The following is a 25,501-nucleotide window of genomic DNA, read 5'->3' as shown; positions in this document are numbered from 1 at the left end:
CAGATGCCGCCGCCGCGCGGCGACCCGCAGCGAGCCGTTCAGGCGCCCGCGCCGCGCACCGCGGGCAAGGGCACGCGCAGTTGCCGGCTCCAGCTTTCCATTTCCGCCCACAGTCCGGGCTCGATCGGAATCCCTTCTTTGTCCCGCAGTGCGGCGGATGCTTGCTCCGGATCGCCCGGCATGCGGGGCTGCCCGGGCTGGGCGGCCAGCTCCCGCGCCATCTGCTCGACCGTCGCGGCCAGGGTCTGCCCCCCCGGGAAGCGGCGCGGATCGACGACGATGAAGAAGGCCCCCAGCCTGCGCGGGAGCTCGAGCTTTTCGTACATGGGCGAGATGTGCGGCCCGAAAGGGTTGCCGTTCAGCGGGCCGCACAGCAATTCGATCATCAACGCCAGCGCATAGCCCTTGTGGCCGTACTCCGGCCCGCCCAGCGGGCGCAGCGCCCGCGCCGCCTGGGCGTCCATCGCGTCCCGGCCCTCGGCGTCCAAGGCCACGCCCGCGGGCAGCGGCCGCCCCTCCCGCCGGGCGTTCATCACCCGGTTCCAGGGGATCGACGTGGTGGCCATGTCCAGGCACACCGGCTCGCGACCCTCGCGGGGAAAGGCGATGGAGATGGGGTTGGTGCCCAGGAACGGCACGTGGCCGCCGTAAGGCGCCGCGATGGAATCCGAATGCGTGAAGGCCAGCCCCACCATGCCGGCCCGGGCAGCCTCGCGGGTATAGAGGCCGATCGCGCCGCAGTGCGACGAGTCGGATACGCCGACCGCCGCCACGCCCGATTCGGCCGCGATCTCCATGGCGGCGCGATTGGCGCGATGCGCCACGACGATTCCCAGTCCCTGGCCGCCGCGCACGTGCGCCGTCGCCACGCCGGTGCGCTCGACAACGATCGACGGCCGCGCGAGTATCGACCCATGCGCGAGCCGGTTCAAATAATGCGGCAGCCGCGCGATGCCGTGCGAATCGATGCCCCACAGGCTGGTCTGCGCCAGGCTGTGCGCCAACAGACGCGCGTCATCCTCGGGCACATCATGAGCACGCAGGCAGGCGGCGCCCCACTGGGCCAGCGCGTCGGCGTGGCAATGGCGCAGGGTCTGGCCGGCAGCAGGCTTTTCCATTCGGTGTCCTCCTTACCAGTTCCACAACGTCCCGTCATGCGCGAGCCGGTTCACCGGCAGGTAGGCGCGCTTGTAGGGGAACTTCGCCGCCAGGGTCTCGTCGATCTCCACCCCGTGTCCGGGCACGTCGCCGGGCACCATCATGCCGTCTTCGAAGCGGTAGGCATGGGGAAAGACGGCGTCCGTTTCCTCGGTGTGCCGCATGTATTCCTGCACGCCGAAATTCGGCGCCCAGATATCGAAATGCAGCGCGGCGCCCATGCATACCGGCGATAGATCCGTGGCGCCGTGGCAGCCCGTGCGCACCTGGTACATCGCCGCCAGGTCGGCGATGCGCCGCAGATGCGTGATGCCGCCCGCATGCACGACCGTCGCCCGTATGTAATCGATCAGCTGGTTCTGGATCAGGTCCTTGCAGTCCCACAGCGTGTTGAAGATTTCGCCCACCGCCAGCGGCGTGACGGTGTGCTGGCGTATCAGGCGGAAGGCGTCCTGGTTCTCGGCCGGGGTGGGGTCTTCGATCCAGAACAGGCGGTACGGCTCCAGCGATTTGCCCAGGCGCGCCGCTTCGATGGGCGTCAGCCGGTGGTGCACGTCGTGCAGCAGATGGACGTCCCAACCCACGGCCTCGCGCACGCGCGCGAACAGGCGCGGGGTATGGTCCAGGTATTTCTCGGTGGACCAGTCATGCTCGGACGGAAGCGACGCGTCGGCCGGTTCGTAGAACATGCGCCCCCGCCCCACGCCATACACGGACTGCAGGCCCGGCACGCCGCTTTGCGCACGGATCGCGCGATAGCCCATTTCCCGATAGCGCAGGACTTCGTCGACGGTTTCGTCGATATCGCGCCCGTTGGCGTGGCCGTAGACCATCACGCCAGTGCGGCTCTTGCCGCCCAGCAGCTGGTACAGCGGCAATCCGGCGGCCTTGGCCTTGATGTCCCACAAGGCCGTATCGACCGCGGCTATCGCGGTCATTGTCACCGGACCGCGCCGCCAGTACGCGCCGCGGTACAGGAACTGCCAGATGTCCTCGATCTGATGCGCGTCCCGGCCGATCAGGCACGGCAGCACGTGATCGTTCAAATAGCTCGCCACAGCCAGTTCGCGGCCGTTCAGCGTGGCGTCGCCCAGGCCGGTCAGGCCCTGGTCGGTTTCGATTTTCAGCGTGACGAAGTTGCGTCCGGGACTGCAGACAATGACGCGCGCGTTGGTGATTTTTATGGGAGTCATGGATCAGGGCCTGTTCAAGTCGCGGGTTACTGTCGGCGCTCGGAATAGCCTTGCGCCAGCCGGCCCGCCTACATCACCGCCCCCAGCTGCCAGGGCACGAACTCGTTCTGGCCGTAGCCGTGCGCCTCGCTTTTGGTGGTGCGGCCCGACGCCGTGTCGAGCATCAGCTGGAAGATGCGCTCGCCCATTTCCTGCACGGTCGCGCCGCCTTCCACGATGGCGCCGCAGTCGATGTCGATGTCGTCTTCCTGCCGCTGCCACAGCGCGGTATTGGTGGACAGCTTCAGCGAGGGCGCCGGCGCACAGCCATAGGCCGAGCCCCGGCCGGTGGTGAAACAGATCAGGTTCGCGCCGCCTGCCACCTGCCCGGTGGCCGATACCGGGTCATATCCCGGCGTGTCCATGAAGACCAGCCCCTTCGCCGTGACCGGCTCGGCGTACTCGTAGACATCGACCAGATTGGTAGTGCCGCTTTTCGCGATGGCGCCCAGCGACTTCTCCAGGATCGTGGTCAGCCCGCCCGCTTTGTTGCCGGCGGAAGGGTTGTTGTCCATTTCCGCATCGTTGCGGCGGCAATAGTCTTCCCACCAGCGCAGGCGCGCCAGCAGCTTGTCGGCCACTTCGGGGGACACCGCGCGCCGCGTCAGCAGGTGCTCGCCGCCGTAGATCTCCGGCGTTTCGGAAAGGATGGCGGTGCCGCCATGGCGCACCAGCAGGTCCACCGCGGCGCCCAGCGCCGGGTTGGCGCTGATGCCGGAATAGCCGTCCGAGCCGCCGCATTGCAGGCCGACCGTTATGTGACTCGCCGGCACCGGCGTGCGTTGCACGCGGTTGGCTTCTTCCAGCATCCATTCCACCAGCTCGATGCCGCGCGCCACGGTTTTGCGCGTGCCGCCGGTGTCCTGGATATTGAAGGTCTGCAGCTGCCGGCCTTCGTGCAGGCCCTCCTGCTCCATGAGGCCGCCGATCTGGTTGGTCTCGCAGCCCAGGCCGACCACCATCAGGCCGGCGAAGTTGACGTGGCGGGCGTAGCCGCCCAGCGTCCGGCGCAGCACCTTGAGAGGCTCGCCGTCGCTTGCCGTCGCACAGCCTGCGCCATGGGTCAGCGCCACCACGCCATCGACATTGGGGTAGGCCGCCAGCGCCTGCGGATGAACGTCGCGGCGGAAATGGTCTGCGATGGCGCGCGCCACGGTGGCCGAACAATTCACCGACGTCAGGATGCCGATGTAGTTGCGCGTGGCGACCCGGCCATCGGGACGGACGATACCCTGGAAGGTCGCGGGTTCGGCGACGTAGTCGGTCGGATGTGCGTCCCGGCCCACCGCATAATCGCGCTGGAATTCGCTGAACTCCAGGTTGTGGCTGTGCACATGCTGCCCCGCGGCGATGTCCTGCCGGGCGATGCCGATGATCTGGTTGTAGCGCCGCACCGGCGAACCCGCCGCGATGTCGCGCACGGCGATCTTGTGTCCCGGCGGTATCAGCCCCATCACCGTGACGTTTTCCGATGGCAGGCGGGTGCCGCCCAGGAGCTGGCGCCGGGCGATGACGACGTTGTCGGCGGGGTGGATCCGGATGACGGGATTATCGATGGCGCTCATGGCTCGCATTTCGCTTCAATGCCGCCGCAAGGCGCGGCGGCGGGAGGGGAAACGGCTCAGCCGTCGATCAATTCGGGATTCCAGGCGTGGACGCGTTGGCGCTGCTCACCCAGGCCTTCGATGCCCAGGCGCATTTCGTCGCCGTCCTTCAGATATACGGGCGGCTTCATGCCCAGCCCCACGCCCGGCGGGGTGCCGGTGCTGATCAGGTCGCCCGGATACAGCGTCATGAACCGGCTGACATAGCTGACCACCTGCGCCACGTTGAAGATCATGGTGCGCGTGTTGCCGTTCTGCATGCGTTTGCCATTGACCTCCAGCCACATGCCGAGGTTCTGGACATCGGGCACTTCATCGGCCGTGACCAGCCAGGGACCGACCGGGCCGAACGTATCGCACCCCTTGCCCTTGTCCCAGGTGCCGCCGCGCTCGATCTGGTATTCGCGCTCGGACACGTCGTTGACGACGCAGTACCCGGCCACGTGCTTGAGGGCGTCCGCCTCGGACACATAGCGGGCCGTCGCGCCGATGACCACACCAAGCTCGACCTCCCAGTCGGTCTTGACGGAATCCTGCGGCAGCACGACCGGGTCGTTGCACCCGACCACGCAGCTCGTGGTCTTCATGAAAATCACCGGCTCGGCGGGAATCGGCAGACCGGACTCAGCCGCGTGGTCCGCATAGTTCAGGCCGATGCAGATGAACTTGCCCATGCCGCGCCACGGCGGCGCGATGCGGCCAGGTTCGGACACCAGCGGAAGACTGGACGGGTCGACCTTGGCCAGCGGCGCCAGGCCCTGCGGCGTCAACAAGTCCGCGGTGATGTCCGGGACCACGCCGGACAGGTCTCGCACCTTGCCATCGCGATCCAGCATGGCGGGCTTTTCGGCGCCTTTGGCGCCATAGCGCATGAGTTTCATCGTGCTTCCTTCTGCGTTGATGGATAAGGATTCAGTTGGACCAGCCGCCGTCGATCACCTGCACCGTGCCCGTGGTAAAGGCCGATTCATCGCTGGCCAGATACACCGCCAGCGCCGCGATTTCCTCGGGACGGCCCAGGCGGCCCATGGGTTGCCGCGCCACGAAGGACGCTTCGACTTCCTGCGGCGTCAACCCGGTCTGCCGGGCCTGCGCCGCGATGCGGTCGCGCAACGACGGCGACTCTACCGTACCCGGGCAGATGGCGTTGCAACGCACGCCCTTGCCGACGAAGTCGATGGCCACCGATTTGGTCAGGCCGACCACGGCGGCCTTGGTGGTGCTGTAAACGAAGCGGTTCGGCACCGCCTTGACGCTGCCCGCCACCGAGGCCATGTTGATGATGGAACCGCGGCCCCTGGCCGCCATCCCGGGCAGGAAGCCCTGGATCAGCCGCATCATGGCGCGCACGTTCAGGTCCACGGCGAAGGTGAGCTCGTCTTCGGTGCTCTCCAGGATGGTGCCTGCGTGGACATAGCCCGCGCCGTTGAACAGCACGTCCACCGCGCCGGCTGCCTTGACGGCGTCCCGTACCGCGGCCGCATCGGTGATATCGAGTTCGCACACCGTGCAGTGCGGCAGTTCGGCCAGGGCGCTCAGTCCGGTCGGATTGATGTCCGCGGCAATGACGCGGGCGCCTTCGCGCAGGAAGGCCTCCGCCGTCGCCCTGCCGATGCCCTGCCCCGCCGCCGTGACGAAAGCCGATTTACCTGCCAATCGCTGACCCATGTCGTTCCGTCTCCTCTTTCGAAATGCCGGTCATCCTCAATTGCCCATGCCCAGCGCGCGCGGCAGCCACAGCGTGATCTCGGGCACGTAGGTAATGGCGATCAGGGCCAGGAACAGCGGCGCCAGCCATGGCAGGATCGCCACGGTTGTGCGTTCGACCGAAAGCTTGGCCACACGCGCCAGCACGAACAGCACCATGCCCAGGGGCGGGTGCAGCAGGCCGATCATCAGGTTCAACGTCATGATCAAACCGAAATGGATCGGGTCGATCCCCAGCTTGAGCACGATGGGCAGCAGGATCGGCACCAGGATGGTGATGGCGGCGATCGTGTCGATGAAGCAGCCGACGATCAGGATCAGCACGTTGGCCAGCATCAGGAAGACCCATTTGTTGTGGGTCACGCTCAGGATGGCGTCGGTCAGTGCCTGCGCCGCCTGCGTCGTCGTCAACAGCCAGGCGAACACCGAGGCCGCCGTCACGATGAAGAGCACCGACGCCGTGGTTTCGATGGTGTCGAAGGTCGCCTTGGCGAGCGTGCGCAGCGTCATGGTGCGGTAGCGCACCAGCCCCAGGAACAGTGCCCACATCACGGCGGCCACCGCGGCCTCGGTGGGCGTGAACCAGCCCAGCGTCATGCCGCCGATCAGGATAACCGGCGCCATCAGCGCCATGACCGCCGAGAAATTGAAGCGCCAGTCCAGCACCAGCAGCACGGCAAAGGCAATGATGGCGGCCCAGTTGGTGGACACGCCCGCCTGCGTCATCACCCAGATCGAGAACGGGAAGGCCAGCACGATGACGACCTCCAGCGTCGCCTCGCCCAGGCGCCGCAGGTCGAAGCCGACGTCGCCGCCCCAGTTGTTCTTGCGCGCGTAATACGCCACCGTGAACATCATCAGCAGCGTGAGCACCGCGCCGGGGATGACGCCGGCCAGGAACAGCGAGCCGATCGACACGTTCGCCATCATGCCGTAGATCACGAACGGCAGCGACGGCGGGATGATGGGCCCCAGCGTGGCCGACGCCGCCGTGACGCCCACCGCGAATTCGGTGTTGTAGCCATGATCCTTCATGGCCTTGATTTCGATGGTGCCCAGGCCGGCGGCGTCGGCGATGGCGGTGCCGGACATGCCCGCGAAGACGACCGAACCGACGATGTTCACATGCCCCAGTCCGCCGCGCATCCAGCCCACCAGCGCGACGGCGAAGTTATAGATGCGGCCGGTGATGCCGGCCACGTTCATCAAATTCCCCGCCAGGATGAAGAACGGCACCGCCAGCAAGGGAAACGACTCCACGCCGGCGATCATGCGCTGCGCGACCACGACGTCCGGCACGTCGCCGGATACGAGCAGGTAAAGCAGCGACGCGCCGGCCATCGAAACGGCGACCGGCACGCCGACGATCATCATCAACAGGAAAGAACAGATCAGAATCCACATGCCACGCCCCTTATGCGCCAGCTACTGTTTTCTTGCTTCAATCCGCTTTGTCGTAGGCTTCGGGGCGCTCCAGGTTGGAGTAGCCTTGCCGCCAGTTCGTCATCGTGACCTGCAGCGAACGCCCGAACATCAGCACGAATCCGAACAGGGCCAGCCAGTAGACATAGGCCTTGTTCCATTCGATGGTGGTCATCGGTTCGTCGCCGACCAGCTGGATGTAGCGCCAGACCAGCCATGCCACGTAGCCGAAGAACACGGTGCGCGCGATGTCGATGACCGTGGAAAAGAGCCGGCCCACGGGCCGCGGCAGGTAGCGGTACAGCAGGTCGACCTGGATGTGGCGGCACAGCCGCACGCACATGGCGGCGCCGATAAAGACCACGCCGATCAGGCTGTATGTGGCTAGCTCCTCCGTCCAGGCGAAGGAGTCGTTCAACACGTAGCGCGTGAAGAACTGCAGAAACACCAGCAGGGCCATCACCCAGAACAGGGCCAGGCAGATCCAGTCCTCGAAGGTATGACCGGACAGGTCCACCTCCTGGTGATCGGCCTCTTCGAAACTGGAGACGATGGACTCCACGGACGACGCATGCTGCGCCGTCCGGGGTTCCGATACGCCTGCCTCGCGCACATGTGCATCGGTCGCCATGAAAACTCCTCCGTCACTGCACCGCCTGGATCTTTTCCCAGTCGGATTTCTCGTAGCCGTATTGCTTGAACGGCACCTTTTCGAGCACGGTCTTGCGGAAGTCCGCCACGTCGACCGTGTCCACGGTCAGGCCCTTCTTCTTGAATTCCTCGACCAGCTGCTGCTCGCGCGCGATGATCTCCTTGGAGGCGCGCTCGGCGGCTTCCTGCGAGACCTCGGCGAATATCTTCCGGTCCTCCGGCGACAGCTTCTTCCAGAGCTGGCCCGAAATGATGGTGTTCAGGTGATCGACGATGTGGGCCGTCAGCGCGATGTACTTCTGCACCTCGTAGAACTTCTTGGCCTCGATGGTGGTCAGCGGGTTCTCCTGCGCCTCCACCGTGCCGTTCTGCAGCGCCAGGTAGACCTCGGCGAATGCGATCGGCGACGTGTTGGCGCCGCAGGCGCGCGGCATCGCCAGATAGGCCGGCACGTCGGGCACTCGCATCTTCAGCCCCTGCATGTCCGAGCACTTCTGCACGCGCCGGTTCGACGTGGTCTGCCGGGTGCCGTAATAGGTGGTGGCGACGATATGGTTGCCGCTCTTCTTCTCGTAGCCTTCGGCCAGCTCGCGGTAGATGGCGCTCTTGGTGTAGGCCAGCAGGTGCTGCGGATCGCGGAAGGTGTACGGGTAGTAGGTGACGCCGATGCGCGGGAAGCTCTTCGCCGCGAAACTGGAGCCGGAGATGATCATGTCCACCGTGCCCAGGGTCAGTCCCTGGTTGATGTCGTTTTCCTTGCCCAGCTGCGAGGCGGGATAGACATCGATGTGGTAGCGCCCGTTGGTTCGCTTTTCGATTTCCTGCGCCGCCCAGACGGACTGCGTATGGAAAGGCTCCGACGTCTCGTAGACGTGCGCCCATTTCAGCTTGGTCTGCGCCGTCGCGCCCGCCGAAACGGCGAACGCCAGGGCGGCGAACAGCATTTTGACTGCCTGGCCTTGCTTCATGTGTGTCTCCTCTCTCTTCTGTCAGGACGTCGATGCGCTCTCCGGCGCCGTCCGTGGGACTTCAATCACATACGAGTTGCACCTTGGTACTGCGGGATCGGTCGGCCGCCAGCTCGAAGGCCGCCGCGGCCTGATCCAGCGGGAGTTGCGCGCTCATGAGGGGACGGACGTCCACCTTGCGCGTACGGAGATAGGTCACGGCCCAGTCGAACTCGGGGCCGGCGCGGAATGCGCCCACATAGTCGAGCTCGCGCGCCATGATGGCGTTGGCGGGAAAGTGCAGGCCTTCGCCGGGCAGCGTGCCAACCTGCACGATGCGCCCGCCCCGCCGCGTCGCCGTCAGGCAGGTGGCGAGCGCCGCGGGGCTGCCGGCGGCTTCGATGGCGATATCGGCCGCGTCGGCCAGTTCGCCGGCGCCGGCACGATCGGACCGCACGGTCTCGTCCGCGCCCACCGTGCGGGCCATCTCCAGCGGACGGTCTGCGATATCGCAGACGATGATGCGCGCCGCGCCCGCCAGCCGTGCGGCCAGCACGGTCATGCAGCCGATGGTGCCGCCGCCGGTGACCAGCACGGTCCTGCCCATCATTTCACCGGCGCGGCGCACGCCATGCAGGCCGATGGACAAGGGCTCCGCGCAGGCCAGTTCGCCGAGCGAAATGTCTTCGTCCACCGGCGTCAGCTGCCGCTCACCCATGACGAAGCGTTCGCGGAACATCCCCTGCACGTGCGGATAGACGCTGGCGCTGCCCAGAAAACGCATATTGCTGCACAGATTGTCGCGGCCGGCCCGGCAGTAATCGCAGCGGCCGCAGGGATGCGAGGGATTGATGGCCACCTTCATGCCGGGCGACACTCGCGTGACCGCATCGCCCACGCGCAGGACGACGCCGGACGCCTCGTGTCCCGGGATCAGCGGTTCCCGGATGACAAAAGCGCCGACGCGGCCGTGCAGGAAGTAATGCAGGTCCGAGCCGCAGATGCCCGCGGCGCCCAGCCGCACTTCCACGTCGTGCGGCCCGAGGGCAGCGGGAAGATCCGGCTCCAGGCGCAGATCGCGGGCGCCATGTATCTTGCAGGCAAGGCTCACTGCAGCACCCTCCTGTCGCCGCGCGGCGGCGACCAATTGGCGGTCAGGCGGTCGTGCGATTTCGCCAGATGCTCACGCATGGCGGCGCGCGCCCCGTTCGAGTCACCGGCCTGGATCGCGTCCACCACGCGTTCATGCTCCGCAATGGCGGCCGCCCAGCTGTCGGCGTTTTCAAAATAATTGCCCAATTGCACCGCAAGCGGATTGTGGCGCTCGTCATAGAGCTCCCCCACCAGCCGCAAAAGCACCGAATTGTCGGAAGCCTGCGCGATGCGGACGTGAAACAGCCGGTCGCCCCGCGCCGGGATATTGCCGGACGCCGCTTCCTCGCGCATCACGTCCAGCGCTTCGCGCAAGCCAACCACGTCACGGGCCCGCATCGTTTGCGCCGCCTGCGCCGCCAGTTCGCCTTCGATCAGCTGCCGGGCCAGGATGGTGTCCAGCGGACTCTCCGCGATCACGCTCCCCTGCCCGTCCTCGCCGCGCGCCCGTACATAGATGCCCGAGCCCATGCGGACTTCGACCAGCCCTTCCACTTCCAGGGCAATCAGCGCTTCGCGCACCGACGGCCGCGACACCCCCATCTTCAGCGCCAGGTCCCGCTCCGGCGGCAGGCGCGTGCCCACGGGGAACTCCCCGCTTTCGATCAGGGCGCGCAACTGATCGGCGATCTGCCGATACAGGCGGCGTGGTTCGATGGCTTGAAAAGGCATTCGGATGCGGTCAAGTGGCCTTACCAGTTGACCGCATACTGCGCGCGATACCCGCCATGAAACAATTAGGGTTTCTGCTTATCATTGCGGCGGGCCAGGGCGCAGCCCTCACCGCCGCCCCGCCCGCGCCCGCGCTATCGCCTATCATCGCCGTCCCAGTCAGCCAGCCTATCCGCCATGACGCCTACACCGCAGCATTCGCCCTACAAAAGCACCGGCGGCGTGCGCCGCATTTTCAATGCGTTGCGCTACTCCATGCAGGGCCTGCGTGCCGCCATCCGCTACGAGGCAGCCTTCCGTCAGGAGCTGGTCCTGGCCATCCTGCTGATTCCGGCGGCCTTCTGGCTGGGCCGTTCGGTGCTGGAAGTCTTCATCTTGATCATGTCGGTCGTGCTGGTGCTGGTGGCCGAGCTTCTGAATTCCGCTGTCGAAGCGCTGGCCGATGCGCTGTCGGTGGAAATGCACCCGTTGCTCGGGCGGGCCAAGGACCTGGGCAGCGCCGCGGTGCTCCTGTTGCTGATATTCACCGTGGCGGTCTGGGTGGCCGTGGCGATCGGCCGTTTCCTGCTCTAACGCCGTATACTTCGCGCATGTCCGCGCGCTCCTCATCCACACCGGCCCATCGCGTCGTCATCGTGGGTGGCGGCGCCGGCGGATTGGAGCTGGCGGCGCGCCTCGGCCGCGCGCACGGACCCGCCCACGTCACCCTGGTCGACGAGCGCCCCTTCCACATCTGGAAACCCTCGCTGCACGAAGCCGCGGCCGGCACGCTGGACATCCACCAGGAAGGGCTGTCCTATCTGATGCTGGCGCATCTGTGCCATTTTTCCTTTGTGCTGGGCCGGATGCAGCGGGTGGACCGCGCCAACCGCATGGTCGGCGTGCAGCCCGTTGTGGACGCCTCCGGCAAGGCCATCATCCCCGAACGCGCCCTGCCCTACGACACGCTGGTGCTCGCGGTGGGCAGCGTCGCCAATTTCTACAACACGCCCGGCGCAGCGGAACACGCCATCACCCTGGATTCGACCGACAACGCGGAGGAGTTCCGGCTGACGCTGCTCAAGGCGATGGTGCAGGTGGACCAGGCCAAGGTTCACGACCCCACCGCGCGATTGAACATTGTGATCGTCGGCGGCGGCGCCACCGGCGTGGAACTGGCCGTGGAGCTGCACGAGGCCAGCCACGTAGTTGGCGCCTACGGCTTGCCCAGTTTCCAGCCGGAGCGTGACCTGACCATCACGCTGATCGAAGGCGCCTCCCGCATCCTGGCGCCGTTGCCGGAGCGCCTGTCCCGGGCCGCGGCGCAGCGGCTGGCGGAACTCGGCATCAAGGTTCATACCGGCCGACGCGTCGCCGAAGTCACCGCGAACAGCGTCAAAACGGACGACGGCGCGGTATTCGATGCGCATCTCTGCCTTTGGGCGGCGGGCATACAGGGCCCGCCCATCCTGCGCGGGCTGCAGTTGCCCATGAACCGCATCGGGCAGCTGGAAGTCAACGATCGCCTGGAAACCCAGGATCCCCGCATTCTTGCCTTCGGCGATTGCGCCGCTGCGCCATGGACCGGGCACGGCACCGTGCCGGCACGGGCCCAGGCCGCGCACCAGCAGGCCGCGTATCTGGCTCGCAAAATCGGCGCGCGCATCCGCCAGCAGCCCGAGCCGGCTACGGGCTATGTCTACAAGGACTACGGGTCGCTGGTGTCGCTGGGCCAGGGCGCCGGCGTCGGCAGCCTGATGGGCAAGCTGGCCGGCCGCGGGCTTTTCGTTAGCGGTACACTGGCGCGCTTCATGTATATGAGCCTGCACCTGATGCACCACCGTGCCCTGCTGGGACTGTGGCGCACCGCATGTCTGGCATTGGGCCGCGTCCTGCTGCGGCGGACAAGGCCGCGCGTAAAGCTGCACTAGATGAGCCCACCCCCGAAGTGAGCCCACCCCCGAAGCGCTGGCGCGCTTCCCCCTCAAGGGGGCGCGCCTGCGGACCGGCGGAGCCGGATCCGCGGCGCCCCGATGGGGCGTGGTGGGAGCCCACCCCCGAAGCGCTGGCGCGCCTCCCCCTCAAGGGGGCGCGCCTGCGGACCGGCGGAGCCGGATCCCCGGCGCCCCGATGGGGCGTGCTTCTAGGGAGCGGTGGGGGTGCCCACCCCCGAAGCGCTGGCGCGCTGCGCACCTTAAGGGGCGAGGCGGCGGCCCGGCGGAGTCCGATCCGCGCGGTCGGGATCGGTGGTGTGATGCGGAAGGGGGCTGCGTAATGGATTACGGACAATGAATTTCAAGGAAAAACTCGATCGCGCGTGGCAGGTTTCCGGCTCGCTGCTGACAGTGGGCCTGGACCCGGACGTCAACCGCCTGCCGCGCGAGCTGGCGGGCCAGCCGGACGCCATCTTGCGTTTCTGCCGCGATATCGTCGATGCGACGGCGCCCTTCGCCTGCAGCTTCAAGCCCCAGATTGCCTATTTCGCGGCCAACCGCGCGGAAGATCAATTGGAAGCGCTGTGCGCGCACATCCGCGAGCGGCACCCCGGTCTGCCCATCGTCCTGGACGCCAAGCGGGGCGACATCGGCTCCACCGCCGAGCAATACGCCCGCGAGGCGTTCGAACGCTACCGGGCCGATTGCGTCACAGTGAGTCCGTATATGGGACTGGATTCGGTGGAGCCGTACCTGCGCTGGCGCGACCGCGGGGTCTTCGTGCTTTGCCGCACGTCCAACCCCGGCGGGTCCGATCTGCAATTCCTGAAAACGGAAGGCGGCGATCCGCTTTACCTGCACGTCGCCGGGCTGGTGGCGGACAAGTGGAACGCTCACGGCCAGTGCGGCCTGGTAGTCGGCGCGACCTACCCGGCCGAACTCGCCGCGGTCCGCGCACGGGTGGGCGACGACGTCCCGCTGCTGGTGCCCGGCATCGGCGCGCAAGGCGGCGATGTGAACGCTACGGTGAACAATGCACGCAACGCGCAAGGCACGGGAATCCTGATAAATTCGTCGCGCGCAATTCTTTACGCATCGAACGGCGACGACTGGCGAGAAGCCGCCGCGCAGGCCGCGAAGCGTCTGCGCGACGAGATCAACGCCGTGAGAGCGTGATACGGTCCCACCCCCGCAGCGCTACCGCGCTTCCCCCTCTAGGGGGCGACGCGGCGACCGGCAAAGCCGGATCCCCGCGGCGGTCCACCCCCGCAGCGCTACCGCGCTTCCTCCTCGAGGGCACTGGCTTCGATTACCGCTTCAGGCGAGTGTGGGGGCCGGCTGTTCCAATTTTGCGCCGATGGTTTCAAGCAGGCCCAGGAGTGCGAAGGCCACGGCGTGTTCGCGCACCTGGGTGCGGTCGCCCTGGAAGACCTGGGTCGCCGCGCGGGTCGTGATGCCGTCGCCGGCGCGGATCGCGAAACCGAAACAAACCATGCCGACCGGCTTGCCGGGCGTGCCGCCTTCCGGGCCTGCGATGCCCGTAGTCGATACCGCCACGCGCGCGGTGGTGGATGCCAGCAGGACGCCGCTGGCCATTTCCTGGGCCACGGGTTCGCTGACCGCGCCGTACAGATTGAGCGTATCGGGAGACACCTGCAGGTCCACGGCCTTCGCTTCGTTGCTGTAGGTGACAAAGCCGCGGTCAAACCAACCGCTCGAGCCCGCGATGGCGGTGACCGCCCCGGCCACCAGGCCGCCCGTGCAGGATTCCGCCGTCCCCATCATCCAGCCGCGCCGGGACAATTCCTTACCCAGCGCCGAAGCGAGGCTCAACACGTGACTATCGAAACTCGTCATCGAAACGCTCCCATACGCACCGCGATTGCCATCACCAGCAGCGTATAGGCCGCCGCCAGCAGATCATCCCACATCACGCCGATACCGTTCTTCATGCGCGCGTCAAAGTATCGGATAGGCGGCGGCTTGCCGATGTCGAAGGCCCGGAAAAGGACGAAAGCACATGCTTGCGCCAGCCACCCGTTTGGCGTCAACCACAACACGAGCCAGAACGCGGCCATTTCGTCCCAGACCATCCCGACATGATCGGGCTGGCCCAATTCCCGGCCCACCCGATGGCAAGCCCAGCAGCCGTAGGCCAGCGACAGAGCAATAAGCAGGCCCAGCGCCGGATCGCTCAGCCAGCGCGCCGCCGGCAGCCACAGCAGCCAGGCCAGCAAGGTGCCCCAGGTGCCCGATGCCGGCCGTAACAAGCCCGATCCCAGTCCGAAGGCGATGAAGCGGTTGGCCGAGCCGCAAATCCAGGAAAAAGCCGGATAGGCGACGCGCGACCTGTCGCGCATGGAAATCGATTCGGAGTTGGGCGGTGTGTGGTTCATGGGGAGCGGAAATGGTCGAAGCCGGCGGGCAGGTCAGTCATCGGAATGCCTTGCGCATCGAGCACGGTGACGCCGGTTCCGGCCTCGACCGATCCGATGCGGGTGACCGCCACGCCGGCGCGGGCCGCCGCGGCGCGCACGGCATCCGCGCGGTCGCCGGGCGCTGTGAAGCACAGCTCGTACGCATCGCCGCCGGCCAAAACGGCATGCCTCAGACGCGCGGCCGGCACGCCGGCCAACGCGGGGGAGACGGGCATGTCGGCCATGCGCAGGCGCGCGCCGACCCTGCTGGCCTTCAGAATATGGCCCAGGTCCTGCAACAGGCCATCGGAGATGTCGATGGCGGCGTGCGCGATGCCAGCCAGCGCCTGCCCCAATGCGAAGCGGGGTTGCGGCCATTCCAGGGCTTGCCGCACGCAGGCAAGCAAACCGTCATCCGGGGGCATCTGCCCGCTCATCAGGCGATAGGCGATGTCCGCCTCGCCGAGCGTGCCGGACACCCAGATATCGTCACCCACGCGAGCCGCATCGCGCCGCAAGGCCGCTTCCGCACGCACCGCGCCGAACACGGTCACGCTGATGGCCAGGGCGCCCGGGTTGCCCGTGGTGTCGCCGCCGATCAGCGGACAACCGGCCGCATCGGCCATGCCATGAAACCCTTCGGCAAAGGCGGACAGCCAGTCTTCGCGAGGCTGCGGCAAGGCGAGTCCGAGCAGGCAGCCGATGGGACGGGCGCCCATGGCGGCCAGGTCGGATACATTGACCGCCAGCGATTTATGCCCTAGGGCACGCGGATCGACATCGGGAAAGAAGTGGCGGCCTTCGATCAGCAGATCGGTGCTGGTGGCCACCTTCATGCCGGCCGGCACGCCGAACAGCGCGCAATCGTCGCCGACACCCAACATGCCATCGGGCGTGCGGCGCTTGAAATAACGATCGATCAGGTCGAATTCGGAAGCCACGCGCGCTCCTGCACAGCGGCCGCCCGGGCGGGCATCGGCATCAACGGCGCGCGGCCGCGCGAACTTCCTGTTCCCGCACCACCGCCGCCAGCTTGTCCAGGACCCCGTTGACGAACTTGAAGCCGTCGGTGCCGCCGAAGGATTTGGCCAGTTCGACGGCCTCGTTGATGGCGACCTTGTACGGCACTTCGACGTGATGCATCAGCTCGTAGCTGCCGATCAGCAGGATGCCGTGCTCCACAGGCGACAGTTCGTTCAGGGGGCGGTCGATGAAGGGGGTGAACTGTTCGCGCAGCTGCGGCGCCTCGCGCAGCACCCCGTGCAGCAGCGTCTTGAACCACTGCGCATCGGCCTCGGAGAAGTCGTCGGCGTCGCGCAGGTGGGCGTCGATTTCACCTGCGTCCTGCGTGCCTTCGCCACCCCGCAGCAGCCACGCGTACACGCCCTGCAGGGCGAACTCGCGCGCGCGGCGGCGAGCGCTGCGGGCATTGGCGCGCGTCTGCGCGGCGTGATCAGCGGCGGTCGTCATCGTCTTCTTCGTCTTCGTAATCTTCGTCGTCCTCGTCCTCTTCCTCGTCTTCATCGTCGGGTTCGGGTTCGAGGGCGGCGATCAGGTTGGCCATTTCGACGGCGACCTGCGCGCAATCGCGGCCCTTTCCGGGGGCGCGGGCTTCGGCCTGCTCGTCGGTATCGGTGGTCAGCACGCCATTGGCGATGGGAATGCCGGTTTCCACGGTAATGCGCGTGATCGCCGCGGCCATTTCGTTGCTGACGATCTCGAAATGGTAGGTTTCGCCGCGGATCACCGCGCCGAGCGCGATCAGCGCGTCGAACTCATAGGTTTCGGCCATGCGCGCCAGCGTCACGCCCAATTCGAGCGCGCCGGGCACGGTGACCACCATGACGTCCCGTTCGTCGACGCCAAGCTTTTCCAGTTCCTGGAGGCAGGCGTCCAGTTCGGCCTGGCCGATCTCCTCGTTGAAGCGCGCGCGGACGATGCCGATATGCAGGCCCTCGCCGTTCAAGTCGGGGGTTAAGGTGTAGGGATTCATCGATGACTGCCTTATGGGTTGCGGGAACGTCTCGGATCCTAGGCCTCTTGGCGCTAGCGTACCGGGGACGCCGGGGGGTCGCAATCGTAACCTGTAATGGAAAGCGAAAAGCCGGCCATGCTGGGCATCTTGCGCGGGCGGGCCAGCAGCTTCATCTGCCCAACGTTGAGGTCGCGCAGAATCTGCGCGCCGATGCCATAGGTGCGCAGGCCCAGGCGGTCGCCGGATTGCGTGGCGCCGCGCGCGTCGTCCGCCGGCGCCGTCCATGCCGCGATCTGCGATGCCAGATGCTCGCCCTCGCCCTGGCAATTCATCAGCACCAGCACGCCGGCAGGCGCGGCGGCGATCGCCTGCAGCGCCTGCGCCACGCCCCAGCTGTGCTGGCTGGCGCCGATATCGAGCACATCCAGCACCGACGCCGGCTCATGCACCCGGACCAGCGTTTCGCGCTGGGGATCGATCGCCCCGTGGACCAGCGCCAGATGGATGGACTGGGTGGCGGTGTCGCGGTAGGCCACCGCCTGGAATTCGCCCCACGGCGTCCGCATGGCGCGCGCGCCCAGGCGCTGCACGATGGACTCGTGTTCGCTGCGGTATTGGATCAGGTCCGCGATGGTCCCGATCTTCAAGCCATGGACCTTTGCGAACTCGACCAGGTCGGGCAGCCGCGCCATGGTGCCATCCGGTTTCAGGATTTCGCAGATCACGGCCGCGGGCGTCAGACCTGCCATCGCGGTCAGATCGCAGCCGGCCTCGGTATGGCCGGCGCGCACGAGCACGCCGCCAGGCACTGCCCGCACGGGAAAGATGTGGCCCGGCTGCACGAGGTCGCTGGGCTTGGCGTCGCGCGCGACGGCGGCGCGGATCGTCCGCGCGCGGTCCGCCGCCGAAATCCCGGTCTCCACGCCTTCCGCCGCTTCGATCGAGACAGTGAAATTTGTGCCAAAGCGCGTCCCGTTACGGGAGGCCATCAGCGGCAGATCGAGCTGCCGGCAGCGCTCCTCCGTCAGGGTCAGGCACACCAGGCCGCGGCCATGCGTAACCATGAAATTGATGGCTTCCGGCGTCACGAACTCCGCCGCCATCACCAGATCGCCCTCGTTTTCCCGATCTTCCTCGTCCACCAGGATAACGATGCGTCCCGCGCGCAATTCGGCAATGATCTCGGTAACCGGCGAGATGCCGAACGACTCGGCGTCGGGCGCGAGGGCAACGGGGGACGGGTGGGCGGACATGGCGGGATATGCGGAGGGGAAAAAAGCAGGACATTTTAGCGCCCAGCCGGCAAGCACACCCGCGGATTGCGTATCGCCCCGCCGGACCGGCACCGCCGCAAGAATCTTTACCGCTGCCACCAGTCCAAAGCCATAACCCCGCCCTGTCCGAAAGGCACGCCATACTCGCCCAGCGGCAACACCATCGCCAGCAACAGACGCCCCACAATCGGGGCGCCGGGGATCCGGCTCCGCCGGTCCGCAGGCGCGCCCCCTTGAGGGGGAAGCGCCTAAGCGCTTCGGGGGTGGGCCTTCCTCCTCTTTCAGTTTTATTACACGTCATCAATCTCGCCCCTGCCCCTGGGTAACATCGCGGCTTTGATTTTTGCGGAATGCCATGTCGGAACAGGAACTCAAGCTGCACGTGCCCGAGGCGTCGCGCGCCGGCGTGGAGCGCGAACTCAGGCAGGCCGGCGCGGAACGGCTGCCCTTGCACGCCATGTACTTCGACACGCCGGATCGCGAACTCGCGCGCGCCCGCATCGCGATCCGCCTGCGCCGCGAAGGTCGCAACTGGGTGCAGACGCTGAAAACCCCCGGTTCCAACGCCATTACGCGCGTCGAGATGAACCATGCGCGACCGGGCCCCATTCTGGACCTGTCCGTCTACGCCGGCACGGAAGTGCACGAAGCGCTGGCGGATCTGAAGGGCCCGCTTGGCCTGCGCTACGAAACCGACGTCACGCGGCTGGTGCGCAAGACCCGCACTCGGCAGGGCACAGTGGAGATTGCCTACGACGTCGGCGTATTGCGCGCCGGCGACCTGGAACTGCCGATCCGAGAAGTTGAGTTCGAGCTCGTCTCGGGCCGCGCGGCAGCGATCTTCGGCGTGGCCCGGAACTGGTTGGCGCGATACGGCCTGGTGCTGGACCCGCGCAGCAAATCCGAACGCGGAGACGCGCTGGCGCGACTGTCCCAGACCCTGGCCCAGCCTGGCCTGACCGAAGCATCGCGGTCAGCCGCCATCGCGCAGTTCTGGGGCCCGCGCCCCGCCAGGCCGATACGGCTCACACCCGAGATGACGGCGCCGCAGGGTCTGGCCGCCGTCGCAGCCGAGTGCCTGGACCAGATCGCCCGCAATGCCGCCATGCTCGCCGAAGTCGATACGCTGGACGTCTACGGCGCGGGCCAGCCCGAACACGTGCATCAACTGCGCGTGGGGATACGCCGGCTGCGCTCGGCATGGCGCCTGTTTCGGGGTTGGGCGCAGTTGCCGCCCGCCGACATTCAGGCGGAGGTGCGCGACTATTTCAGCGCCTTCGGCGCCAACCGCGACCAGGATGTATTGAAGGAATCCATCATCCCCGCGCTGGAAAAGGCCGGCATGCCGACCTTCGACATGCCCGACGAGGAAGCCCCGCCCGTTGCCGCGCGCGAAACCGCATCGGGCGCCGCTTTCCAGGGCTGGCTGCTGCGCGCGCTGGAATGGAGCCTGGACGTCGGGCCCGCCGACGAAACCGCCCGGCCGCCGATCGACGCCGCCAGCGCCTCCATCGCCGCATCGGCACGGCCCGCGGCGGGCCACGTCGTCGTCCCCGTCCGAGGCCATCGCGATGATGGCGGGGAGCCGTTGTCCATCGGGACGCCGGAAGCGGCGCTTGCCGGCACGTCTTCGATGTGCGAAACCGCTGCCGCGACCGGCGGCGATGACGCATCTGGCAAGAACGGCGACAGCGCCGCGCCGGCAAACGGGAACGGCCAGAGCGGCGCCAACGGCCCCCGGGGCGCGTGGGCGGCGCACACCACGAAGGCATCAAACGGCGCCGATGGGGCCTCGCGGGACGCAAGCATGGCCGCCTCCGGCGCCATTCAGCCGACCATCATCCCGCTGCAGCCGCCGCGCGCGCCCCGCACGGTGGCCATGCTCCTGGCCCGTCGCCTGCGGAAGTGGCACGCCCACGTATTGCGCGAAGGCCGGCGCTTCGCCGAGTTGGACATCCCATCGCGCCATGACCTGCGAAAGCGCGCCAAGCGGCTGCGTTATGGGCTGAGCTTCGCGGAATCGCTGCTGCCGCCACACAAAACGCGCGACTATCGCCGGCGGCTGGCGGCGGTGCAGGACGTACTGGGTGAAATCAACGACCTGGCCGTGGCGCACGACTTGTATCGCCAATGGAGCAGCCGTCATCCGCAGGCATGGTTCGCGTTGGGATGGATCAGCGCCCGCCAGGAAAAGCTGATCGCGGAAGCCGAGCATGCGTTCGCCAAACTCGGCCAGGCGAAGAAGTTCTGGAAATAGCGGCTGCGACGGCGGCGCAGCCTCGCCGTCAATACGGCATATCGGCGCGCAAGGCCCACCGTTCATGGTCGCGCCATGCGCCCTCGATGAACAGGTATTGCGGCGAAAACCCTTCTTTCTGGAAGCCGAGCCGCTTGACCAGCGCCAGTGAAGCGGCGTTGGCCGGCTGGATATTGGCCTCCAGCCGGTGCAGGCCCAGGTCCACGAAAGCGAAGCGGATTGCCTCGCGCAGGGCCTGCGTCATCAGGCCCTTGCGGCGGAATTCCACCATCCCGTAGTACCCCAGATACGCGCTCTGGAAGCCGCCCCCGACGATCTCGTTCAAATTGATCACGCCCACGATCCGGCTGGACGCCGCTTCCCGCGCCACCAGACTGACGTTCGGTCCCGTCAGGCTGCGCTGGAACCAGCTATCGAACCCCGCCATATCGGTAAACGGACGCACCCAAGGCAGGTGATACCCGCGGCTCGCCGCATTCGCGGCAATCAGCTCCGCGGCATCGCCGCGCACCACACGGTTCAAGCGGACGGAATTCATAATCAGCGCTCATCGCCAGGGGCGTGATCCTGCACCGAAACAAGGCAAAACGGGGTTGCGCCCCGATCCGGGACGCGCGGATCCGGCTTTGCCGGTCCGCCAGCGTCGCCCCCTTGAGGGGGAAGCGCGTCAGCGCTTCGGGGGTGGGCCTTTCCCTCCCGGTCCGCCAGCGTCGCCCCCTTGAGGGGGAAGCGCGGAGCGCTTCGGGGGTGGGCCTCCCCTCCCGGTCGGCCAGCGCTTCGGGGTGGACCTACCCCATACCCAGCAGCGCGGCGGCGAACTCGTCGGCCACGAAGGGCTGCAAATCTTCCAGCCCTTCGCCGACGCCGATCCAGTACACCGGCACGGGCCGCACGCCTTGCGTGCCGGCCGCCACGGCGGCCAGCGTGCCGCCCTTCGCCGTGCCGTCGAGCTTGGTGACCACCAGGCCCGTCAGGTTGATCGCCGCATCGAAAGCGCGGATCTGGGCCAGCACGTTCTGCCCGGTGTTGCCGTCCACGACCAGCAGGACTTCATGCGGGGCCGCCGGGTCTGCCTTCCCGATGACGCGCCGGATCTTCTTCAGCTCTTCCATGAGATGAAGCTGGGTCGGCAGGCGTCCGGCCGTATCCACCATGACCACACCCGTGCCCCGCGCCCGGCCGGCATTGACCGCATCGAAAGCCACGGCAGCCGGGTCGCCGCCTTCCTGCGCAATCACCGTAACGTTGTTCCGCGCGCCCCATTCCATCAGTTGCTGGCGCGCCGCTGCGCGGAAGGTGTCGCCGGCGGCGAGCAGAACGCTGGCGCCTTGCCGCTGGAAGGTATTGGCGAGCTTGCCGATGGACGTGGTTTTGCCGGCGCCGTTGACGCCCGCGATCATGATCACCAGGGGCTTGGCGCGGTGCACGTCGAAGCGGCGCTCCAGGGGCCGAAGATGATCGGCCAGGATCTGCCGCAGCGCTTCGCGCACCTTGCCCGCATCCTCTATGCGTTCCTTCTTGACGCGCGCGCGCAGCGCCGTCAGCAGGGACTCGGTGGCCTCCATGCCGGCATCGGCCATAATGAGCGCCGTTTCGAGTTCCTCGAACAGGTTCTCGTCGACCTTGACGCCCACGAACAGGCCGCCAAGGCTCTGGCCGGTGCGCGACAGGCCTTGCTTGAGTCTTTGCAGCCACGAACGCTTGCCGGTTGCGGGCTCCGCCTCGGGCGCGGGGCCTGCGGGTGCGGCATCGGCTGCGGGTTCCGGCGGCGTGGGCAAGACCGGTTCACCCGGCACCCGGGTGGCGGCGGCCGCCAGGTCCACCGGCTCGGGCCGGGCAGCAGGCCACGGCGCCTGCGCAGGCTCGGCGGCGGGGGGCGCCGATGGCGCCGATGCGTCCGGCGCGGCCTGCGTCGCGGGCCCCGGCGCTGGCGAGGCGTCGGGCGCCGCCGCAGGAGCCAAGGCAGGCGGGTTCATCGGCGCGCCCGCGCGCTCGGGTGCATACTGGGTCGCCGAGGGCGCCGCGGAATCAGCGGCGGCCGTGGACGGAGCGGCGGGCGCGGACACCGCCTCGGATTCGCGCGCGGGCGCCGGTTCGGCAGGCGTGGGTTGATCGGCCGTCGCCGGCGGCGCGGCGGGGACATCGGCCGAGGGGCCGGAATCGTCATCCGCGCGCGCCGACGCCTCGTCAGGCGCAGGAGCCTGAGCGGGTTCGGCGGTGGATGAACGGAATCTTTTCTTGAAGAAATTCAGCATGACGAACAAGTATATTCGCATCGTTGGCGGCCAATACCGGCGTACACCCATCGCCGTGGTCGATGCGCCCGGCCTGCGGCCCACGCCCGACCGGGTCCGCGAAACGCTCTACAACTGGCTCAGCCATTTGTGGGGGGGCGAGTTCGGCGGCAAGTCGGTGCTGGACCTGTTCGCCGGCAGCGGCGCCCTGGGATTCGAGGCCGCTTCCCGCGGCGTGGCGCATGTGCAAATGGTCGAACGCGACAGGCAGGCGCTGGCGGCGCTGCGCGCCCTGCGCGACAAGCTGGGCGCCACCCAGGTGCGCATCCATGCCGGAGACGCGCTGGAAACGCTGCGCCGCATGGACGCGTCGCGCTACGACCTGGTGCTGCTCGACCCGCCATTCGGTCAGGGCTGGCTGCCCCGCCTCTGGCCACTGCTGCCGGGCATCCTGAACGAGGACGCTTTGATCTACGCTGAAAGCGAATCCGAACTCGAACCGGCGGAACAATTCGAAATACTGCGCAAGGATCGCGCAGGCGCTGTCCACTATGCGCTACTGCGGTTTGCTGCGATGCAGAAAACGATCAATAATCCCCGGTTCGGAGAGGTGACACACCTATAAATCAAGGGAGGGCGCATGATCATCGCTGTTTACCCGGGCACATTCGACCCGTTGACGCGCGGCCACGAAGACCTGGTGCGCCGTGCCGCGGCGCTTTTCGATGAAGTGGTGGTCGGCGTGGCGCACAGCCGGAACAAAAAGCCCTTCTTCACTATCGACGAACGCGTCGCCATCGCACGCGAAGTCCTGGGCCATTACCCCAACGTCCGCGTCGAAAGCTTCGGCGGCCTGCTGAAGGACTTCGTGCGAGAGCAGAACGGGCGCGTCATCGTACGGGGCTTGCGCGCGGTATCGGACTTCGAATACGAATTCCAGATGGCCGGCATGAACCGGCATCTGCTGCCGGACGTCGAGACACTGTTCATGACGCCGTCCGACCAGTACCAGTTCATCTCGGGCACCATCGTGCGGGAGATCGCTCAACTGGGCGGCGACGTCAGCAAATTCGTATTCCCCTCGGTGGAACGCTGGCTCCACGAGAAAGCCCGCCAGCATCGCGAACAGAGCTGGCCGCGCTGAGAGGGAGAGCCCACCCCCGAAGCGCTGCGCGCTTCCCCCTCGAGGGGGCGACGCTGGCGGACCGGCGGAGCCGGATCCGCGGCGTCCCGGATCGGGTGGCAGCGGTTGCACGCGACCTTCATAGCGCATCGGGTAATGGCGGCCGGCATTGAACGGCGGGATTACAATGGCCGGGTTCGCGCGTCTGTTGCGCAAGCCCGACCGGCGTCCCGCCGCTGTCCTCCATGGCCCTGAAGATCACCGAAGAATGCATCAACTGCGACGTTTGCGAGCCGCAGTGTCCCAACGAAGCGATTTCGATGGGCGAGGACTACTACGTCATCGACCCTGACAAATGCACGGAATGCGTGGGCCATTACGACGAGCCGCAGTGCAAGGTGGTTTGCCCGGTGGAATGCATCGAAATCCATCCGCAATGGCATGAAGGGCAGGAACAGTTGATGGCCAAGTACCGCAGGCTGACCGGGCGCGCCTGAGGCGCCGGACGACTCCCTCCGCCCATGCCAGACCCCTCCACGAATACCGACGCCACGACAGCCGGCCATCGCGCCGCCAGCGGCGGCTTGACGCTGCGCGGCGATACCTCATTGTCCGCCGTGGTCGCCGGCGTGGTGGCGGTGCTGGTCAGCTTCGGCGGCACCGCTGTGCTGATGGTGCAGGCCGGGCATGCGGCCGGACTGGACGCGGCGCGGATCGGCTCCTGGCTTGGCGCGATTTGCCTTGCGCTGGGATTGGGCGGTGTCTACCTGAGCCTGCGCACGCGGCTGCCCATCGTGCTGGCATGGTCGACCCCAGGGGCGGCCCTGCTGATCACCGCCCTGCCCGGCATCCCCTTTGGCGAAGCGGTCGGCGCATTCGCGGTGGCCGCGGCGCTCGCGCTCGTGTGCGGCATGTTGGGGTGGATCGACCCGATCGCGCGCCGCATACCGCCGCAGATCGCCTCCGCCATGCTGGCCGGCGTGCTGCTGAATTTCGGCATCGGCGTTTTCTCGGCGATGAGCAAGCATGCGGTGCTGGTGCTGCCGATGGCGCTGACTTATCTGCTTTTCAAGCGCTACGCCGCGCGCTACGCGATCCTGGCAGTGCTCGCCATGGGCCTGGCCGTTGCGGCAACCCAGGGGTTGCTGCGTTTCGACAGCGCGGATTGGCGCCTTACCGAATTCGTTTGGACCACGCCCGTCCTCACCTGGCGCGGCATCGTCAGTCTGGCGATCCCGCTGTTCGTGGTCGGCATGGCGTCGCAGAACCTGCCCGGCCTGGCCGTGCTGCAAGCGGCGGGTTACGGCGACGTGCCGGCATCGCGCATCATCGCAGTCAGCGGCGGCGTGGGGCTGATCGCGGCGCCCTTCGGCGCACATAGCGTCACGCTGGCCGCGATCATCGCGGCCGTCTGCGCCGGCAAGGAATCCCATCCCGATCCGAGCCGGCGCTACGTGGCTGCGGTCACCTATGGCGTGCTGTACGTGATGCTTGGCGCTGCCGCGGGCGCCGTGGCCGTGTTTTTCCAGGCCCTGCCGCCCGCGCTCATCGCGGCATTGGCGGGATTGGCCTTGCTGGCGCCCATCATGGGCGGCATGGCGGCCGCGATGCGGGACGAAGAAGGCCGCGAAGCGGCCCTGATCACCCTGCTCGCCACGGCGTCGGGCATGTCCTTCCTGGGCGTGGGATCCGCCTTCTGGGGGCTGGCCGCTGGCCTGATCGCGCACGCGATCATGACGGCGCGGCGCGCGCGCTGAAGGCCG

Annotated in this window: 26 protein-coding genes; 8 read left to right on the top strand and 18 right to left on the bottom strand. The window is 67.3% G+C overall.

Features of this window, described 5'->3' with window-relative positions; translation table 11 throughout:
- Nucleotides 1-38: 38 nt before the first annotated feature.
- The 10 genes from CAL13_RS02760 to CAL13_RS02715 form a co-directional block, all read right to left on the bottom strand.
- Nucleotides 39-1,118: an Ldh family oxidoreductase gene (locus CAL13_RS02760; RefSeq protein WP_086071434.1), complete on the bottom strand. Its 1,080-nt coding sequence runs from the start codon at nt 1,116-1,118 to the stop codon at nt 39-41.
- 12 nt (nt 1,119-1,130) lie between these two features.
- Nucleotides 1,131-2,342, bottom strand: coding sequence for a D-mannonate dehydratase ManD (gene manD / locus CAL13_RS02755; protein WP_086059186.1), 1,212 nt, complete (start codon nt 2,340-2,342; stop codon nt 1,131-1,133).
- 77 nt (nt 2,343-2,419) lie between these two features.
- Nucleotides 2,420-3,955, bottom strand: a complete 1,536-nt coding sequence (locus CAL13_RS02750) for a UxaA family hydrolase (protein ID WP_086056026.1) — start codon at nt 3,953-3,955, stop codon at nt 2,420-2,422.
- 56 nt (nt 3,956-4,011) lie between these two features.
- The gene (locus CAL13_RS02745) at nt 4,012-4,875 is read right to left on the bottom strand and encodes a fumarylacetoacetate hydrolase family protein (RefSeq protein WP_086071433.1); all 864 of its coding nucleotides are present in this window, start codon (nt 4,873-4,875) and stop codon (nt 4,012-4,014) included.
- A 31-nt stretch (nt 4,876-4,906) separates the two neighbouring features.
- Complete coding sequence (locus tag CAL13_RS02740) at nt 4,907-5,662, bottom strand: SDR family oxidoreductase (protein ID WP_086071432.1); 756 nt, start codon at nt 5,660-5,662, stop codon at nt 4,907-4,909.
- 36 nt (nt 5,663-5,698) lie between these two features.
- Nucleotides 5,699-7,105: a TRAP transporter large permease gene (locus tag CAL13_RS02735; protein ID WP_086071431.1), complete on the bottom strand. Its 1,407-nt coding sequence runs from the start codon at nt 7,103-7,105 to the stop codon at nt 5,699-5,701.
- 37 nt (nt 7,106-7,142) lie between these two features.
- Entirely contained in the window at nt 7,143-7,754 is a 612-nt protein-coding gene (locus CAL13_RS02730; RefSeq protein ID WP_086056022.1) for a TRAP transporter small permease, read from the bottom strand.
- A 13-nt stretch (nt 7,755-7,767) separates the two neighbouring features.
- Nucleotides 7,768-8,742, bottom strand: a complete 975-nt coding sequence (locus CAL13_RS02725) for a sialic acid TRAP transporter substrate-binding protein SiaP (protein WP_086056021.1) — start codon at nt 8,740-8,742, stop codon at nt 7,768-7,770.
- Nucleotides 8,743-8,803: 61 nt separating this feature from the next.
- Nucleotides 8,804-9,832, bottom strand: a complete 1,029-nt coding sequence (locus tag CAL13_RS02720; protein WP_086071430.1) for an L-idonate 5-dehydrogenase — start codon at nt 9,830-9,832, stop codon at nt 8,804-8,806.
- Nucleotides 9,829-10,545 (bottom strand): FadR/GntR family transcriptional regulator, encoded by a 717-nt coding sequence (locus CAL13_RS02715; RefSeq protein WP_086056019.1) that lies wholly within the window; start codon nt 10,543-10,545, stop codon nt 9,829-9,831. Before CAL13_RS02715 ends, CAL13_RS02720 begins: the two co-directional genes overlap by 4 nt.
- Nucleotides 10,546-10,722: 177 nt before the next feature.
- Between CAL13_RS02715 and CAL13_RS02710 the strand changes: the two genes are divergently transcribed.
- From CAL13_RS02710 to pyrF, 3 genes are all read left to right on the top strand, one after another.
- Nucleotides 10,723-11,118 carry a diacylglycerol kinase gene (locus CAL13_RS02710; protein ID WP_086071429.1) on the top strand — a complete coding sequence of 132 codons (396 nt, stop codon included), beginning with the start codon at nt 10,723-10,725 and terminating at the stop codon, nt 11,116-11,118.
- A 17-nt stretch (nt 11,119-11,135) separates the two neighbouring features.
- Nucleotides 11,136-12,455 carry an NAD(P)/FAD-dependent oxidoreductase gene (locus CAL13_RS02705; RefSeq protein WP_086056017.1) on the top strand — a complete coding sequence of 440 codons (1,320 nt, stop codon included), beginning with the start codon at nt 11,136-11,138 and terminating at the stop codon, nt 12,453-12,455.
- A 357-nt stretch (nt 12,456-12,812) separates the two neighbouring features.
- Complete coding sequence (gene pyrF, locus CAL13_RS02700; RefSeq protein ID WP_086071428.1) at nt 12,813-13,634, top strand: orotidine-5'-phosphate decarboxylase; 822 nt, start codon at nt 12,813-12,815, stop codon at nt 13,632-13,634.
- A gap of 141 nt (nt 13,635-13,775) precedes the next feature.
- Here pyrF and CAL13_RS02695 read toward each other — a convergent pair whose 3' ends face one another.
- Genes CAL13_RS02695 through ribBA form a run of 6 tightly spaced genes read right to left on the bottom strand, consistent with a single transcriptional unit; the run spans nt 13,776 to nt 18,103 of the window.
- On the bottom strand, nt 13,776-14,315 hold the full coding sequence (locus CAL13_RS02695) for a CinA family protein (protein ID WP_086071427.1): 540 nt from the start codon (nt 14,313-14,315) through the stop codon (nt 13,776-13,778).
- Complete coding sequence (locus tag CAL13_RS02690; RefSeq protein WP_420042410.1) at nt 14,312-14,854, bottom strand: phosphatidylglycerophosphatase A family protein; 543 nt, start codon at nt 14,852-14,854, stop codon at nt 14,312-14,314. The genes CAL13_RS02695 and CAL13_RS02690 overlap by 4 nt, the downstream gene beginning before the upstream one ends.
- Nucleotides 14,851-15,816 (bottom strand): thiamine-phosphate kinase, encoded by a 966-nt coding sequence (gene thiL, locus CAL13_RS02685; RefSeq protein ID WP_086071426.1) that lies wholly within the window; start codon nt 15,814-15,816, stop codon nt 14,851-14,853. Before thiL ends, CAL13_RS02690 begins: the two co-directional genes overlap by 4 nt.
- Before the next feature lie 40 nt (nt 15,817-15,856).
- Nucleotides 15,857-16,345, bottom strand: a complete 489-nt coding sequence (gene nusB / locus CAL13_RS02680; protein WP_086056013.1) for a transcription antitermination factor NusB — start codon at nt 16,343-16,345, stop codon at nt 15,857-15,859.
- Complete coding sequence (ribH, locus tag CAL13_RS02675; RefSeq protein WP_086056012.1) at nt 16,329-16,868, bottom strand: 6,7-dimethyl-8-ribityllumazine synthase; 540 nt, start codon at nt 16,866-16,868, stop codon at nt 16,329-16,331. Before ribH ends, nusB begins: the two co-directional genes overlap by 17 nt.
- Nucleotides 16,869-16,921: 53 nt before the next feature.
- Nucleotides 16,922-18,103 (bottom strand): bifunctional 3,4-dihydroxy-2-butanone-4-phosphate synthase/GTP cyclohydrolase II, encoded by a 1,182-nt coding sequence (gene ribBA / locus CAL13_RS02670; protein ID WP_086056011.1) that lies wholly within the window; start codon nt 18,101-18,103, stop codon nt 16,922-16,924.
- A 376-nt stretch (nt 18,104-18,479) separates the two neighbouring features.
- On the opposite strand from ribBA, the gene CAL13_RS02665 reads away from it, so the two are divergent.
- A complete protein-coding gene (locus CAL13_RS02665) occupies nt 18,480-20,381 on the top strand; it encodes a CYTH and CHAD domain-containing protein (protein WP_086071425.1) in 1,902 nt (633 codons plus the stop codon).
- A gap of 28 nt (nt 20,382-20,409) precedes the next feature.
- Here the strand turns inward: CAL13_RS02665 and CAL13_RS02660 are convergent, their stop codons facing one another.
- Nucleotides 20,410-20,919 (bottom strand): GNAT family N-acetyltransferase, encoded by a 510-nt coding sequence (locus CAL13_RS02660; RefSeq protein ID WP_086056009.1) that lies wholly within the window; start codon nt 20,917-20,919, stop codon nt 20,410-20,412.
- A gap of 250 nt (nt 20,920-21,169) precedes the next feature.
- A complete protein-coding gene (gene ftsY, locus CAL13_RS02655) occupies nt 21,170-22,357 on the bottom strand; it encodes a signal recognition particle-docking protein FtsY (RefSeq protein ID WP_198297950.1) in 1,188 nt (395 codons plus the stop codon).
- A gap of 277 nt (nt 22,358-22,634) precedes the next feature.
- On the opposite strand from ftsY, the gene rsmD reads away from it, so the two are divergent.
- From rsmD to CAL13_RS02635, 4 genes are all read left to right on the top strand, one after another.
- Nucleotides 22,635-23,240: a 16S rRNA (guanine(966)-N(2))-methyltransferase RsmD gene (gene rsmD, locus CAL13_RS02650; protein ID WP_086056008.1), complete on the top strand. Its 606-nt coding sequence runs from the start codon at nt 22,635-22,637 to the stop codon at nt 23,238-23,240.
- Nucleotides 23,241-23,255: 15 nt separating this feature from the next.
- Nucleotides 23,256-23,759 carry a pantetheine-phosphate adenylyltransferase gene (gene coaD / locus CAL13_RS02645; RefSeq protein WP_086056007.1) on the top strand — a complete coding sequence of 168 codons (504 nt, stop codon included), beginning with the start codon at nt 23,256-23,258 and terminating at the stop codon, nt 23,757-23,759.
- Nucleotides 23,760-23,983: 224 nt separating this feature from the next.
- Nucleotides 23,984-24,235: a YfhL family 4Fe-4S dicluster ferredoxin gene (locus CAL13_RS02640; protein ID WP_086056006.1), complete on the top strand. Its 252-nt coding sequence runs from the start codon at nt 23,984-23,986 to the stop codon at nt 24,233-24,235.
- A gap of 24 nt (nt 24,236-24,259) precedes the next feature.
- Entirely contained in the window at nt 24,260-25,495 is a 1,236-nt protein-coding gene (locus CAL13_RS02635) for a benzoate/H(+) symporter BenE family transporter (protein WP_086071424.1), read from the top strand.
- The last annotated feature ends 6 nt before the right edge of the window (nt 25,496-25,501 follow it).

Source organism: Bordetella genomosp. 9, assembly GCF_002119725.1.
In the GTDB taxonomy this organism is placed as follows: domain Bacteria; phylum Pseudomonadota; class Gammaproteobacteria; order Burkholderiales; family Burkholderiaceae_B; genus Bordetella_C.
The sequence above is the reverse complement of the archived record's forward strand: the minus strand, read 5'-3'. Positions and strand labels throughout refer to the sequence as shown.

Excerpts from the sequence above, each read along its gene's own strand:
- CAL13_RS02640 (WP_086056006.1), top strand. The coding sequence starts at position 23,984 with ATGGCCCTGAAGATCACCGAAGAATGCATCAACTGCGACGTTTGCGAG.
- CAL13_RS02745 (WP_086071433.1), bottom strand. The coding sequence starts at position 4,875 with ATGAAACTCATGCGCTATGGCGCCAAAGGCGCCGAAAAGCCCGCCATG.
- pyrF (WP_086071428.1), top strand. The coding sequence starts at position 12,813 with ATGAATTTCAAGGAAAAACTCGATCGCGCGTGGCAGGTTTCCGGCTCG.
- CAL13_RS02665 (WP_086071425.1), top strand. The coding sequence starts at position 18,480 with ATGTCGGAACAGGAACTCAAGCTGCACGTGCCCGAGGCGTCGCGCGCC.
- rsmD (WP_086056008.1), top strand. The coding sequence starts at position 22,635 with ATGACGAACAAGTATATTCGCATCGTTGGCGGCCAATACCGGCGTACA.
- nusB (WP_086056013.1), bottom strand. The coding sequence starts at position 16,345 with ATGACGACCGCCGCTGATCACGCCGCGCAGACGCGCGCCAATGCCCGC.
- CAL13_RS02760 (WP_086071434.1), bottom strand. The coding sequence starts at position 1,118 with ATGGAAAAGCCTGCTGCCGGCCAGACCCTGCGCCATTGCCACGCCGAC.
- CAL13_RS02695 (WP_086071427.1), bottom strand. The coding sequence starts at position 14,315 with ATGACGAGTTTCGATAGTCACGTGTTGAGCCTCGCTTCGGCGCTGGGT.
- ribH (WP_086056012.1), bottom strand. The coding sequence starts at position 16,868 with ATGAATCCCTACACCTTAACCCCCGACTTGAACGGCGAGGGCCTGCAT.
- CAL13_RS02705 (WP_086056017.1), top strand. The coding sequence starts at position 11,136 with ATGTCCGCGCGCTCCTCATCCACACCGGCCCATCGCGTCGTCATCGTG.
- ftsY (WP_198297950.1), bottom strand. The coding sequence starts at position 22,357 with ATGAACCCGCCTGCCTTGGCTCCTGCGGCGGCGCCCGACGCCTCGCCA.
- CAL13_RS02725 (WP_086056021.1), bottom strand. The coding sequence starts at position 8,742 with ATGAAGCAAGGCCAGGCAGTCAAAATGCTGTTCGCCGCCCTGGCGTTC.
- CAL13_RS02635 (WP_086071424.1), top strand. The coding sequence starts at position 24,260 with ATGCCAGACCCCTCCACGAATACCGACGCCACGACAGCCGGCCATCGC.
- CAL13_RS02660 (WP_086056009.1), bottom strand. The coding sequence starts at position 20,919 with ATGAATTCCGTCCGCTTGAACCGTGTGGTGCGCGGCGATGCCGCGGAG.
- CAL13_RS02740 (WP_086071432.1), bottom strand. The coding sequence starts at position 5,662 with ATGGGTCAGCGATTGGCAGGTAAATCGGCTTTCGTCACGGCGGCGGGG.
- CAL13_RS02690 (WP_420042410.1), bottom strand. The coding sequence starts at position 14,854 with ATGAACCACACACCGCCCAACTCCGAATCGATTTCCATGCGCGACAGG.
- CAL13_RS02715 (WP_086056019.1), bottom strand. The coding sequence starts at position 10,545 with ATGCCTTTTCAAGCCATCGAACCACGCCGCCTGTATCGGCAGATCGCC.
- CAL13_RS02750 (WP_086056026.1), bottom strand. The coding sequence starts at position 3,955 with ATGAGCGCCATCGATAATCCCGTCATCCGGATCCACCCCGCCGACAAC.
- coaD (WP_086056007.1), top strand. The coding sequence starts at position 23,256 with ATGATCATCGCTGTTTACCCGGGCACATTCGACCCGTTGACGCGCGGC.
- CAL13_RS02735 (WP_086071431.1), bottom strand. The coding sequence starts at position 7,105 with ATGTGGATTCTGATCTGTTCTTTCCTGTTGATGATGATCGTCGGCGTG.
- CAL13_RS02710 (WP_086071429.1), top strand. The coding sequence starts at position 10,723 with ATGACGCCTACACCGCAGCATTCGCCCTACAAAAGCACCGGCGGCGTG.
- CAL13_RS02730 (WP_086056022.1), bottom strand. The coding sequence starts at position 7,754 with ATGGCGACCGATGCACATGTGCGCGAGGCAGGCGTATCGGAACCCCGG.
- ribBA (WP_086056011.1), bottom strand. The coding sequence starts at position 18,103 with ATGTCCGCCCACCCGTCCCCCGTTGCCCTCGCGCCCGACGCCGAGTCG.